This is a genomic window from Dellaglioa algida, assembly GCF_030127605.1.
Lineage (GTDB): Bacteria > Bacillota > Bacilli > Lactobacillales > Lactobacillaceae > Dellaglioa > Dellaglioa algida.
This window is the reverse complement of record NZ_JANXLE010000004.1, coordinates 83,835-96,766: the sequence shown is the minus strand read 5'-3', so window position 1 is coordinate 96,766 and position 12,932 is coordinate 83,835. Positions and strand designations below refer to the sequence as shown.

The following is a 12,932-nucleotide window of genomic DNA, read 5'->3' as shown; positions in this document are numbered from 1 at the left end:
AAACTAAAACAATTTTACTTGCTCTAGTTTCATTATCAATCATTTAGTTAGTCATTTCAAATCTTTATTACACTTTTTTTAATAAAGTTCTAAATATTGATCTCTTTCCCATTCAGAAACTTCTTGACGATAAGCGGACCATTCCAATTGTTTAGCTTCGATAAAGCTTGGATACAAATGAGGACCCATCGCTTTTTCCATAACATCATCTTTCTCTAGCGCTTTAATGGCATTATGCAACGTCGATGGTAAATCACCAATTTGGTTATCTTGACGTTCCTGACGATTCATCACGTAGATGTTTCTATCAACAGATGCTGGTGGAACAACCTTATTTCTAAGTCCATCAAGTCCTGCTTCTAAAATAGCAGCAATAACAAGGTAAGGATTGGCTGTCGCATCAACACTTCTTAACTCTAAACGAGTTGATAATCCACGTGCGATTGGAACGCGCACTAATGGTGAACGATTACGGCCAGACCAGGCAACGTAAACAGGCGCTTCAAATCCGGGAACAAGGCGTTTATATGAATTAACCGTAGGATTTGTTACCGCCGTGTATCCACGCGCATGTTGTAATAATCCGCCGAGGAATTGATAAGCCGATTCAGATAATTGCATCTCGTCTTTTTCATCAAAAAAGGCATTACCATCTTTATGGAATAGTGACATATTAATATGCATTCCTGAACCATTTATCCCGTTCAATGGTTTAGGCATAAATGTTGCGTGTAAGCCATGTTTTCTGGCAACCGTCTTAACGACTAATTTAAATGTTTGAATATTATCGCAGGCTTGTAATGCATCCGCGTATTTAAAATCAATTTCATGCTGACCGGGTGCGACCTCATGATGAGAGGCTTCAACGTCAAAGCCCATGTTTTCTAGTTCTAAAACAATATCTCGACGACAGTTTTCACCCAAATCAACTGGTGCTAAATCAAAATAGCTTCCTTTATCATTTAACTGTGTTGTTGGTTTCCCCGTAATGGGATCTAATTTAAATAAGAAAAATTCTGGTTCAGGTCCAATATTAAATTCCGTAAAGCCTAAATCGTTCATTTCTTTTAAAACACGGATTAAATTATTTCTTGGATCGCCTTGGAACGGTGTTCTGTCGGCGTTATATACTTCACAAATAATACGCGCAATTTTACCATGTTCATGTTCCCACGGAAAAATCATCCAAGTCGATAAATCTGGGTATAGGTACATATCACTCTCTTCGATTCGAACGAATCCGTCGATTGAAGAACCATCAAACATTAATTTGTTTTCCAATAATTTGTCTAGTTGGCTAATCGGAACTTCTACGTTCTTAATAATTCCGAATAAATCTGTAAACATTAGTCTTAAAAACTTAACGTTCTCTTTCTTTGCCAGTGAAACAATATCATCTTTAGTGTATGCAGCTTTTGCCATTTTATCTCTCCTCATTATTTATAATTTATAGAGGCTTGTTTGCGTTAAAAGAAGGTTCATCAGGATTTTTTAGTCCACTAACTGAAAGAAATTCATTTTGAAAAATACGTCTAACATCGTTATCACTTAAAGGTTTCTTTAACAATTCACGTTGTCTTTTAGCGCGCACTTCTTTTTCAATATAAATTTCCTTAATGCCAACCATATTTACGCCTTCATCTAAATAATCTTTAATTTCAAATAATTTGTCAATATCATTCAGTGAATACATTCTACGATTACCATCATTTCTTTGAGGCATAATTAATTCTTGCTCCTCATAATAACGAATCTGACGAGCTGTTAAGTCCGTTAACTTCATTACCGTTCCAATTGGTAGAACCGCCAATGACCTTCTGAGTTCCTTCTCTTTCATAAACAAGCCTCCTCTTTAATTACAGTCTTATAGTAACAAGGAAATAAATCGCTGTCAACGCGCAATGTTAGATTTTATGACATAACTTGTAGCTAACCGTTTAATAAAATGTTTTTTCTACGGCTGCCGTAACTGCCAACTTAACATGCGCATACGTTAATCCGCCCTGAACGTAGAGTGTATAAGGCTCTCTTAGTGGACCATCGGCTGATAATTCAACACTAGCACCTTCAACAAAAGTTCCCGCAGCCATAATAACTTTATCTTCATAACCGGCCATTTCACTTGGTTTAGGTTCAACATAAGCATCTACGGGAGATTCATGTTGGATTGCTTGCGCAAATTTAACCATGGGTTCCGGTTTACCAAAGTTAACCGTCTGAATTAAATCTGTTCGAGGTGCATCCCATTTAGGCGAAACATCTAACCCCATTTTTTCGAGTAAAGCACTTGTATAAATAGCACCTTTAATCGCCTCGCCTGTTACGTGAGGTGATAAAAAGAACCCTTGAATGAAATCTCTCATAACGTTTAAAGTTGCGCCCTCTTCGTTACCTGTACCGGGAGTTGTTAACCGATAACCAGCCTGTTCAATTAAATCTGCTCGACCAACAATATAACCACCCGTTTTAGCTAGCCCACCACCTGCATTCTTAATTAAAGAACCTGCCATAATATCAGCTCCAACTTCTGTTGGTTCAATGGTTTCAGAAAATTCGCCATAACAATTATCAATAAAAATAATAACATCTTTCGAAATGTTCCGTACTTCTTTGATCATGTCTGCAATTTCAGAGACAACAAAGCTATCCCGGGTCGCATACCCTCGAGAACGTTGAATGGCAACAACCTTAACTTTATCAGTCAGTTTTTCTTTTAAGCCTTCAATGTCCATATGATCATCATCCGTCAACGGTACATAATCAAACCCAATGCCGTATTCTTTCATTGAACCAATACCAGTACCGGAAACACCAATAACTTCCTGAATCGTATCGTATGGCATCCCTGTGATGTACAATAAATCATCCCCAGGTCGTAACATACCAAAAAGGGCCGTTGAAATTGAATGCGTGCCAGAAACGATTTGTGGTCTCACCATTGCCGATTCTGTTTTAAAAACATCTGCATAGATACGATCAAGTCCATCACGACCAATATCATCATAACCATAGCCCGTTGATCCGGCAAAATAAGTTTCAGAAACATTATTCTTCTTAAATGCTTCTAAAACTTTTTGTTGATTAAATAGAACTTGTTCATCAATTTCTTTTAACTTCGATTCAATCTGAGTATCAGTTTCTGCCACAATCTCAACCAATTTATCTGGTAAATTATCTGTCCATTTTTTCATGTATTCGTCTCCTGATATCTTTTAATTTCGTAACCAATCGGTCACTTGTTGCTCTATCGTAACCATCTGATCTGGATATTCAATTAGATCAAACCAGTTGACCGTCATCTTATTCCGGAACCAAGTTAGTTGTCTTTTTGCATAGCGCCTTGAGTTTCGTTTAATTAATTCTGTTGCTTCTTCAAGCGATTGGGTGTTTTCAAAATAAGGATATAATTCCTTGTAACCAATTCCTTTTCCGGCCGGGAGATCATCAATTTTCTGGTCAAAGAGCCATCTTGCCTCATCGACAAGTCCTGATTGAATCATTAAATCAACACGTTGGTTAATTCGATCATATAACATGGCTCTATCTGTAGATAAACCGATAATGAACGGATCATACTCATTCGTTTTTTTGTCGTCCTGTGCCGAGAACAATTCGTTTGATTTCTGAATAACCTCTAAAGCCCTAATTACCCGTAGTGTATTATTGATTGGAATCTTTAATGCAGCTTTTGGATCCAAATCGTTTAACTCCCGCCAAATCGCTTCAGGGCCCAGTTGTTCGGCACGTTCTTGAAGCTTTCCTCTAAGGCTTAAATCATCGTCATTATTTGTACCTAACTGAAAATTATCAAGCAGAGCTTGCAAATAAAATCCAGTTCCTCCAACGATTATCGGTAGTTTCCCTCTGGCAGCAATATCGGTAATAGCTGCGCGACTTTCTTCTACAAACTCGGCAACTGAATAGCGCTCATCGTTATTTTTATGATCAATTAAATGATGTGGTATTCCATCCATCTCATCTTCCGTAACTTTAGCGGTTCCAATGTCCAACTTACGATAGACTTGCATAGAGTCACCCGAAATAATTTCACCATTGAATTTTTTCGCCAACTTGATTGATAAATCAGTTTTACCAACTGCAGTTGGTCCAACAATCAACAATACTTTTTGTGTCATTTCTAATCTCCTTGAATGTTCTTTCGTACTTCCAACGCCTTTGCCGGGTAATCCGTAAAAATGGCGTCATACTTCTTTTTAAAACAATAGATCATATTTTTAGTCGAATTAACTGTCCAAGGACGAATTAATAACTTTGGCCAAAATAAACCATGCCGTTCTCTCAACCAAGTGACATCAGGATGTAAGCTAGTAATCAAATGATTCTTAGCCAAAAGACGCGACTCTTTAATTTTAAATTGAAATAAACTTGCAAATTCGGCTTCAGGATTAATTTTCTGCATTCTTCGAATAGAATTTGGATTAAAACTCGAATACAAAAGATGAATATCCGCTGGTAATTGTCTCATTTGTTCGTTCACGAGTTCTTCAATTCCCTGGTACTCAATATGATTTGTTTTCAATTCTAAATTAAATGTCCCCTTAAAGTTATTGCGCTTCAATAATTCAATAACTTCTTCCAAAGTTGGAATTTGTTCTCCCCGATATTCGTCGCTAAATTTAACGCCAGCATCTGCTTTTTTTAATTCAGCTAGAGTTAAATCAGTTACTCTACCTGTTAAATTAGTTGTTCTATCAATTTTTTCATCATGCATAATGATTAGTTTGCCATCTTTGGACAACTGAACATCGGTCTCAATGCCATCGGCACCTGCATCTATTGCGGCCTGAAAACTAATTAATGTATTTTCTGGTCTAGTTCCTTTACTACCACGATGTGCAAAAATTTTCGTCTTCATTCGCAACCCACCCCTAACTTCCAAAAATTATTATATCATTAATCAAAAAATAGCGGTGCTTTTAGTGGCAATTTTAACCGGAATAAGTCATAATGAAGGGGTCAAATGAATAAGGAGGTCTACATAATGAAAAACTTCTCAAAAGGATTCTTTGTTGGAGCAGCTGCAACTGTAGGCGCATTAATTGGTAGTGTTGTTGCCTTTAAAAAAACCGTCGTTGCACCTCTTGAAGAAAAAGAACAAATGATTGAAGATAATCGTAAACGTGCAACACGTAAGAGTCGCTCATCACATCATTCATAAACTAATAAAAGCATCGAAGAATAAAAATTCTTCGATGCTTTTATTTATTTAACGTTTTTTAGTTTTTCCATCCCATTTTGAAAAACCTGTTTTCAAAATAGTAATATCTGTATATCCTTGTTTATGCAACTTAAAAGCAGCGCGGGTACTAATCGATTTACCTTGATCATATAGATAAAGAGGTAAATCTTTTCTTAATCCACCAACTGCCGTTTTAAATTGAGAATACGGAATATTTCTAGCACCCATGATGTGAGAAGCATCAAATTCACTCTTTTCACGTAAATCAACGATTTGCGCTTTGCGCATACCTTCATTAAATTCTTCATTTGTAACTAATTTAGCTGAACGACGGCCCATGTACCAAAGGTAAAATTGATTACCAGCAAGACCTACTAAAATAATAATTAAAATAATATTAATGATTACATTAACTTTCATTGCTCCTAAAATCATGATGGTTCTCCCCTCAATTATTATTTAATAAACTGACGAGCAAGTGAAGCGGCACCGATAACGCCAGCCTCATTTCCCAATTGTGCTAATTTTAATGATGTTGATGAACGAACTGTTGGGAATGAGAATTGTTTAAAGTATTTTGTTACTTGATCCAACAAGAAAGTTCCGGCAGCAGAAACACCACCACCGATAACAATATAGGCAGGGTTCAACATATTACCCAAGTTCCCACAAGCCAAACCTAAGTAATAAGAAACTCTATCTACAACCATTTTACCCAAAGCATCGTTATCTTTAGCCAAATCAAAAACTAATTTTGATGTTATTTCTTGACCATCGTCTAACATTTCTTTTAATTTTGATTGACCAGCAAATTCTTCAGCCATATCGCGAGCAACACGTACGACACCCGTAGCTGATGCGTATTGTTCTAAACAACCTCTTTTGCCACAAGTACACATGTAACCATTTGGTTCAACTGTAATATGTCCAATTTCACCACCGGCACCGGCAACACCATGCACTAATTTACCGTTAGCAATGATTCCGCCACCAACACCAGTTCCAAGTGTGATAAAGGCAACTTCATCATCATCTTCGCCAGCACCCTTCCAACGTTCGCCTAAAGCAGCAACGTTAGCATCGTTATCAATGGCAAATGTAATTTGAGTACCTGCTTCAATTTCTGATTGAACATTTTGCAATGTTTTCCAGTTTAAGTTGTAGGCACCAATGACAGTTCCATTTGCACGATCAACTGTACCTGGTGAGCCCATGCCAATACCACTGAATTGGTCTGCAGTCATATCAAATAATTGGATATGATGATTAATTGAATCAATGATGTCTGGTACGATATGTGACCCTTCATCAAGGACGTTTGTTTCGATACTCCATTTTTGTTGAATTTCGCCTGTTTCTGTTAAAATTGCAAATTTAACCGTTGTACCACCTAAATCAACACCGATTAATTTTTTTTCGATTGCCATTATTCAATTCCTCCACTTATGCTCTCAATTATTTTGTTCTTCGATTCTGTGTTCGTGAGATAGTACGATTTTAGCCCTAGCATAGATTTTATCATCAATCACACCTGACCGATGTAAATTATCTAACTCTAACGCCATCAATTCTATGTCCCACATTCGCTTACCAACATAGACATACACACCGAATTGCTTCAATAGTTGTTGGACATCATATAAATCTTTCATTTGGTAGCCACCACCTTAAGCTAAATACTGTTAGAAACACCAATTCTGATTAGAACTAAATTAATCACGATAAAAATAATAAATGCTGCTACCTGTTTAACACGACTAATCTGTGCCAAATTTGGTGCACCCACAGTAGTTGCAATTAAGAATCCGGATAAAATACCACCAATATGGGCGGCATTATCCGTACTTGATGACATAAATCCAAATACCAAATTTAACATAATAAATAATAGAAACTGCTGTGACATCTGTCTGAAATAAGCACTCTCTCTAAAGTTATCTCCTAGCATTAAAAAAGCACCAAATAACCCAAAAATGGCACCACTAGCGCCAGCCGAGATAGTATCTGGACTGAACGTAAAGCTAGCAATATTTCCGGCAATACCTGCCAGCAAATAAATACCCGTAAAACGCCAATGTCCAAACATTGTCTCAATCTGAATTCCAATAAAGTATAGCGTAAACATATTAAGTACGATATGTTCAAAACCAATATGCAAAAATATGGGATTAAATAATCGCCACCACTCACCATTTATGATAAGTGGATTATATTTCGCACCAAATTCAATTAAGACGTTTGTATCCTGGCTACCACCAGCAATCGTCATCATGACAAAAATAATTGCCGATAGTCCTATGAAGAAGTACGTCATAAATGGTGTGCTTTTATATTTTGCCAAATTCATGAAATAGCTCCTTATTTATCTAATAATTTACAAAATAACGTTTACAAGATTTTGTTTCAAATAGTATAAAAGTTATTTAAAATAAAAAAACAACAGGAAAATCCCTGTTGTTATTTTGTTTCGCGATGTAAAGTAACCTTACGATCACGTGGGCAAAATTTATTAAGCTCAACACGATCTGGATTATTACGTTTGTTTTTACTTGATAGGTATGTCCGTTCATGACATTCCGTACATTCTAATGTAATGTGTACACGCATGGTTGCAACCCTCCATATATTTCTTCATAATTTCATAAGACATATTAGTCTTTAACGTCTTATATAATATCATTATTAATAAGTAAACGCTAGTGTTTTTTTTTATTTGTTAAGGAAATTTACTTTACAGCAACAAAATCACTAACTATGATGCTTATTTACCACTAGATTCTACCATTTTCCAGAACGCTGAGTAAATTTTAACTGCCGCCTGCGAATTAATACCGCTACCCGTATTGTTAGCCATACCAGGGAATACCAACGCCACAACCACTTTAGGTTTATTTGATGGCGCATATGAAGCCAAACTGAGCGCTTCCGTTTCAGCCGTCCCATAGAATGTTTGTGCAGTACCTGTTTTAGCTGAAATTGATGGTGTGGCGTCACTCATCATACCACCAGTCCTCAATGAGTTTGATCCATGAACAACTTTATAGAATCCAGATTGAACAACATCAAATTGAGATTTTGTTGCATTAACCGTGCTTAAAATATTAGGCGTCATTTCCGTTTTAACAGATCCTAATGAACCATCTTCGTTGGTAGAACGAATTGCTTTAACAATTTGTGGTTGTAATCTTGTCCCACCGTTAGCCATCGTTGACATATATTGCGCTAATTGAATTGTCGTATATGAATCATAATTTCCGAAAGATAAATCAAGTGCTTTACCAATATTTTCTTGGTTAGCCACCCCTTCAAATCCAGTTGATTCCCCAGGTAAATCGACACCTGTTTTGATACCTAGTCCAAATTGGTTAAAATAACCACGCATTTTGGGGAAGATAGAATTTGCCATATCAAGTGAAGATCCGCTTGAATACTTAAATCCACCCTCTCGCATTGCCAATTGCATCATGTACGAGTTAGAAGAGACCATTAACGCATCAGATGCTGATAACGTCATATTAGCGGAACCAGAAGTATTAAACCACGATGATTTAGGTGCTGTTCCGGCAAGCCTAATCGGCTCATCAGTTATTGTATTACTTGATGGCGTAATCACACCGTCCATCATGGCTCCCATAACTGTCGCTCCTTTAACAACTGAACCCATTGTAAACACTTGATTTATTGACCCAAGTGCATCATCTGTAACCTTGCCAGTCTTAATATTCCGATTAACTCCAGCCATGGCATAAACTGCACCAGTATTAGGATTCATAACAACGGCGTAAGCACCGGGATTATATGGGTTACTTCCGGCAATTGATTTTACGCTATCATTCATAATTTTTTGTACTTCTGCTTGGAATTCAGCATTAATATTTAAGACAAGATTGTCCCCTTTTTCACCACTGTATTCTTGTGCCTGTTTCACAATTTTACTATTGGCCACTTCAACCTTTGTTTGTGACTTCGTTCCTTTTAAAACATCTTCATACTGTTTCTCTAAGTAACTCTGCCCAACACTATCATTTCTTGAATAACCTTCAGCCATTAATGTTTCGATATTATCACTAGGTAACCCAGTCGATTCGCTAGTAACATTTCCAATGATACTATTCATACTTTTACCATTTGGATAACTTCTTGACCAGTTAGTCCCAATTTTAATGCCATTCATGCCTGATAAATGTTCACCAACTTCGGCCATTTCTGTATCCGATACATCAGTCGTTTTTAAATAAACCGTTGATAATGAGTATGCACCTGTCATTTTGGCAAAAACAACTGCAGCCTCTTTTTCTTTATCATTTAATGAGTCGATATTATTTTGAACAACATAATCAACTGCCATTGCGTTAAAATCGGCACCAGCTAGTTTGTTGACATCAGCATCGGTTAAATTTTTTTCTTTTTTAATTGCAGCGGTAACCGTAGATAGATGTTTTTTATCTGCCAAGTAGTAGTCAGCAGCATTACGATCCGTCAATTTTTTTGTATCAATACTGACATATGTTACTAAGTTATTGGCAATCTTATATAAATCAGGCGACAAAACCCCTGATCCTTTTGTGTACGTGATTGCTCGCGAAGAGTTGTTGCCAACTAATACTTTACCCGTTGAATCATAAACCATCCCTCGTTGAACATTCTTAGTTTCCGTTGTCGTATCCGTGCTATTGACAGTTGCTTCAAATGAAGCCCCGTTTAAAATTTGCAGATAAGCTAATTGTGCCAGTAATGCTGCAAAAAGTAAGAAAACGATAAAGAATAAGAAATTTAATCTGAATGGAATATGCGATTTATTTTGTTTACTTCGACCCTGCTTTGATTTTGGAAGTTTCACGTTTAATTACCTCTCACTGTATCATTATTAGTCTTTTAGTTCGTATAAATATATCACTTATCATATTACCACATTTTGAGACCCATTGTGATCATAAGCGAGAGAACGGATTGTATTGTAATAAAAACTTTAATTATCTTTTAATTTGGTGCTTACATCTATTATTGATTCATGTGATTAACGCCTAAATATGCTATTCTTATTACCATACATTAATAGTCAGAGAGGTTTTAAAATGCTCCCAATAAAAAATTACCTAAAAAAACATCACGTTCTTCTTTTAAGCTTTCTTATTCCGTTCACCATCATGCTTTGTTACTTCATTGGTCGAAAAATGTATCCATTTGGAAACAGTTCTTTATTAACTGTTGATTTAGGTCAGCAATATATTGATTTTTTCTCATACTTTAGAGCGACGCTTCTTCACCATCCTACAAGTTTCTTTTACTCATTTTCACAAGCCATTGGTGGTGACATGTTAGGTGAATGGGCATATTACTTGATGAGTCCTTTTAATCTCATCTTTTTACTTTTTCCGGGTAAATCAATAGTCGCCGGGGTTATGGTGGTTACACTCCTAAAATATGCTTTATCGGGCCTTACTTTTGGATTACTCCTGAAAAAAACAACGAGAATGAACTCATTTTACATTCCACTCTTTGCTACGGCATACGCCTTAATGGGCTGGACGATTGCAAACCAGCTTAATCTGTTGTGGCTAGATGCGGTGATTTTATTACCTCTTGTCATTTTAGGTTTTGAAAAACTACAAAATAATTCTAAGAGTTGGGCATACACTTGGTGGCTTGCATTACTTTTAGTTGTTAATTACTACATGGGCTATATGGTTTGTCTCTTTATGATTTTATACTTCTTGTATACCACAAGTCGTGTAAGCATAACATTTAAACAATTCCTAAAAAAGGCCTGGACCTTTACATATAAATCACTAATCTCTGTAGCAATTTCGGCCGTTATCTTATTTCCAACCCTATTTTCCTTACTTTCGAGCAAGGGCCAATATACTGAAGAATCTATTAAGGCGAAGTTTGAGTATAACCCATTAGCAATGCTGTCAAAATTTGTAATTGGCTCTTTTAATTTTGATCAAATGCCTTCTGGCTTTCCAAATATTTTTGTCGGAAGCTTAGTTTTAATTGGTTTTATTTTATATTTCATGAATAATCGTTTCTCTATTAGAGAACGAGTCGTCGCTTTCTTAATCACAAGTTTCCTCGTTTTATCTATGTGTTTTGAACCTTTAGATTTGCTGTGGCACGGGATGCAATTCCCAGTTTGGTACCCTTATCGCTTTTCGTTCGTATTCTGTTTTTGGATTATTCTATTGGCTGCTCAACAGTTCGAATACTTTAATCCTGTTAAACATTGGAAGATAGGTATCGTAAGCATTTTATTCATTGGCATGTTCACTTACCTATTCTTATCGGGAACAACATACAATTATCTATCAAACGAAACCTTATTTTTATCGATTCTATTTATTTTGTTAATGCTAATATTAATTCAGTTTCAAGACCATTCATCACCTTCATTTAAATGGTTATTATGTATGGGTGTTATTGCCGAAATGTCTTGTAATGCCGTTTATTCGTTAGATAATATTAGTTATTTATCTACGAGTGAGTACGACGTTTCAACATCAGCTTTAGCAACAGAAAGTAAGTCTTTAAAGAAAATAGACAATTCTTTCTATCGTGTTGCTCAAACATATAGTCGTACCAAAAATGATGCAATGTCAGCCGATTTTTTCAGCGGATCTCACTTTAGCTCTGCCTTCTCGAAATCTATTCCAACCTTTTACGGTAAGATTGGGCAACCAGACGGCGATAACTATGTCACCTATTCAAATGGTACTTTACTGACAGATGCTCTGTTAAACATGAAATACGTGTTCACTCCGAAACAAATGAAATCGTCAAAAGCTCTTACAACACAACTAGAAACTCTAACACCACTGACTGAAAAACCTGATACGTCTTACTACAATACTGTTTCAAGTGATTCATTAACTGAGACAGTTAAAAATCCGTATGCCTTATCAATTGGTTACGTGGCAAATGATACTGTTATTTCGAAGAAAAACAAGGCAACTAACCCATTGAGATATCAATCGGACTGGCTAACTTCTCTTACAGGTGCAGACAATAGTACCTTATTCTCACCAATCAATTTTAATACAGTCAACTTTGATAATGTTGGTTCACAAGCCAATTTAACTGACTCTATGTTAACTAAAACTAAATTGAGTAAACCTGGAATTGTAACTTTTACTTATACGCCAACAACAAATGATGCTTACTACTTAACTTTAGGCGCCGGATTAAGCACAGATAATGTCCTATTTAAGTTAAATGGTCATGAATTGAAACAGTATAAAACTTATCGAAATACTGTTGTTGTAAATATTGCATCAAATGATAAAGGTAAAAAGATCACTTTAACGGCAAAATTAAAGAAAAGAACCCTTTTCTTAGAAAACTTTACGCTATATCGAATGGACGTAAGGTCATTTGAAACACAAATTAATCATTTGCAGGCAAATGAATTAAACGTTAAAAAATATAATCAACATTCAATTACTGGCTCAGTAAATGTTAAAAAGACTCATCAGGCTATTTTCACAACTATTCCGTATAGCAAAGGTTGGCATGTAAAAATAGACGGTAAGTCGGTCTCAACAACTAAATCTATGGATACCTTCCTTGCCTTTAGCGTTGCGCCTGGTAAACATACTGTTAAGCTCGTTTATTGGCCACCTTACATGGGTATTGGCTTACTAATTTCGATTCTAGCCGTATTAATCGTTCTTATTGGTCCAATTATTAACACCATCAAAAGACTGATTAAATAGTTTTTGTGTAATACAAAAGG

13 protein-coding genes are annotated in these 12,932 nt (G+C 36.1%); 2 read left to right on the top strand and 11 right to left on the bottom strand.

Annotation, left to right across the window (positions count from 1 at the left end; translation table 11 throughout):
- Positions 1-78: 78 nt before the first annotated feature.
- The 5 genes from glnA to N0K73_RS04575 form a co-directional block, all read right to left on the bottom strand.
- Positions 79-1,422 (bottom strand): type I glutamate--ammonia ligase, encoded by a 1,344-nt coding sequence (gene glnA, locus N0K73_RS04595; protein ID WP_057973417.1) that lies wholly within the window; start codon positions 1,420-1,422, stop codon positions 79-81.
- A gap of 25 nt (positions 1,423-1,447) precedes the next feature.
- The gene (locus N0K73_RS04590; RefSeq protein WP_057973416.1) at positions 1,448-1,837 is read right to left on the bottom strand and encodes a MerR family transcriptional regulator; all 390 of its coding nucleotides are present in this window, start codon (positions 1,835-1,837) and stop codon (positions 1,448-1,450) included.
- A gap of 100 nt (positions 1,838-1,937) precedes the next feature.
- The gene (locus N0K73_RS04585) at positions 1,938-3,191 is read right to left on the bottom strand and encodes a methionine gamma-lyase family protein (protein ID WP_112249659.1); all 1,254 of its coding nucleotides are present in this window, start codon (positions 3,189-3,191) and stop codon (positions 1,938-1,940) included.
- Positions 3,192-3,212: 21 nt separating this feature from the next.
- Entirely contained in the window at positions 3,213-4,136 is a 924-nt protein-coding gene (gene miaA, locus N0K73_RS04580) for a tRNA (adenosine(37)-N6)-dimethylallyltransferase MiaA (protein WP_112249657.1), read from the bottom strand.
- A 2-nt stretch (positions 4,137-4,138) separates the two neighbouring features.
- Positions 4,139-4,876: a glycerophosphodiester phosphodiesterase gene (locus N0K73_RS04575; protein WP_057973413.1), complete on the bottom strand. Its 738-nt coding sequence runs from the start codon at positions 4,874-4,876 to the stop codon at positions 4,139-4,141.
- Between the two features lie 126 nt (positions 4,877-5,002).
- Between N0K73_RS04575 and N0K73_RS04570 the strand changes: the two genes are divergently transcribed.
- Positions 5,003-5,179 carry a DUF3042 family protein gene (locus N0K73_RS04570; RefSeq protein ID WP_083478910.1) on the top strand — a complete coding sequence of 59 codons (177 nt, stop codon included), beginning with the start codon at positions 5,003-5,005 and terminating at the stop codon, positions 5,177-5,179.
- Between the two features lie 48 nt (positions 5,180-5,227).
- Here the strand turns inward: N0K73_RS04570 and N0K73_RS04565 are convergent, their stop codons facing one another.
- The 6 genes from N0K73_RS04565 to N0K73_RS04540 all read right to left on the bottom strand — a co-directional run bounded on the left by N0K73_RS04565 (position 5,228) and on the right by N0K73_RS04540 (position 10,040).
- Positions 5,228-5,635, bottom strand: coding sequence for a rhodanese-like domain-containing protein (locus tag N0K73_RS04565; RefSeq protein ID WP_057973412.1), 408 nt, complete (start codon positions 5,633-5,635; stop codon positions 5,228-5,230).
- A gap of 20 nt (positions 5,636-5,655) precedes the next feature.
- Positions 5,656-6,621: an ROK family glucokinase gene (locus N0K73_RS04560; RefSeq protein WP_057973643.1), complete on the bottom strand. Its 966-nt coding sequence runs from the start codon at positions 6,619-6,621 to the stop codon at positions 5,656-5,658.
- A 30-nt stretch (positions 6,622-6,651) separates the two neighbouring features.
- Positions 6,652-6,852, bottom strand: coding sequence for a YqgQ family protein (locus N0K73_RS04555; protein WP_057973411.1), 201 nt, complete (start codon positions 6,850-6,852; stop codon positions 6,652-6,654).
- Positions 6,853-6,872: 20 nt separating this feature from the next.
- The gene (locus N0K73_RS04550) at positions 6,873-7,547 is read right to left on the bottom strand and encodes a rhomboid family intramembrane serine protease (protein ID WP_112249652.1); all 675 of its coding nucleotides are present in this window, start codon (positions 7,545-7,547) and stop codon (positions 6,873-6,875) included.
- 110 nt (positions 7,548-7,657) lie between these two features.
- The gene (gene rpmG, locus N0K73_RS04545) at positions 7,658-7,807 is read right to left on the bottom strand and encodes a 50S ribosomal protein L33 (RefSeq protein WP_057973409.1); all 150 of its coding nucleotides are present in this window, start codon (positions 7,805-7,807) and stop codon (positions 7,658-7,660) included.
- A gap of 154 nt (positions 7,808-7,961) precedes the next feature.
- Positions 7,962-10,040 carry a peptidoglycan D,D-transpeptidase FtsI family protein gene (locus N0K73_RS04540; protein ID WP_112249650.1) on the bottom strand — a complete coding sequence of 693 codons (2,079 nt, stop codon included), beginning with the start codon at positions 10,038-10,040 and terminating at the stop codon, positions 7,962-7,964.
- A gap of 235 nt (positions 10,041-10,275) precedes the next feature.
- Between N0K73_RS04540 and N0K73_RS04535 the strand changes: the two genes are divergently transcribed.
- A complete protein-coding gene (locus tag N0K73_RS04535; RefSeq protein ID WP_284063893.1) occupies positions 10,276-12,912 on the top strand; it encodes a YfhO family protein in 2,637 nt (878 codons plus the stop codon).
- Positions 12,913-12,932: the final 20 nt, after the last annotated feature.

Excerpts from the sequence above, each read along its gene's own strand:
- glnA (WP_057973417.1), bottom strand. The coding sequence starts at position 1,422 with ATGGCAAAAGCTGCATACACTAAAGATGATATTGTTTCACTGGCAAAG.
- N0K73_RS04590 (WP_057973416.1), bottom strand. The coding sequence starts at position 1,837 with ATGAAAGAGAAGGAACTCAGAAGGTCATTGGCGGTTCTACCAATTGGA.
- N0K73_RS04585 (WP_112249659.1), bottom strand. The coding sequence starts at position 3,191 with ATGAAAAAATGGACAGATAATTTACCAGATAAATTGGTTGAGATTGTG.
- miaA (WP_112249657.1), bottom strand. The coding sequence starts at position 4,136 with ATGACACAAAAAGTATTGTTGATTGTTGGACCAACTGCAGTTGGTAAA.
- N0K73_RS04575 (WP_057973413.1), bottom strand. The coding sequence starts at position 4,876 with ATGAAGACGAAAATTTTTGCACATCGTGGTAGTAAAGGAACTAGACCA.
- N0K73_RS04570 (WP_083478910.1), top strand. The coding sequence starts at position 5,003 with ATGAAAAACTTCTCAAAAGGATTCTTTGTTGGAGCAGCTGCAACTGTA.
- N0K73_RS04565 (WP_057973412.1), bottom strand. The coding sequence starts at position 5,635 with ATGATTTTAGGAGCAATGAAAGTTAATGTAATCATTAATATTATTTTA.
- N0K73_RS04555 (WP_057973411.1), bottom strand. The coding sequence starts at position 6,852 with ATGAAAGATTTATATGATGTCCAACAACTATTGAAGCAATTCGGTGTG.
- N0K73_RS04550 (WP_112249652.1), bottom strand. The coding sequence starts at position 7,547 with ATGAATTTGGCAAAATATAAAAGCACACCATTTATGACGTACTTCTTC.
- rpmG (WP_057973409.1), bottom strand. The coding sequence starts at position 7,807 with ATGCGTGTACACATTACATTAGAATGTACGGAATGTCATGAACGGACA.
- N0K73_RS04535 (WP_284063893.1), top strand. The coding sequence starts at position 10,276 with ATGCTCCCAATAAAAAATTACCTAAAAAAACATCACGTTCTTCTTTTA.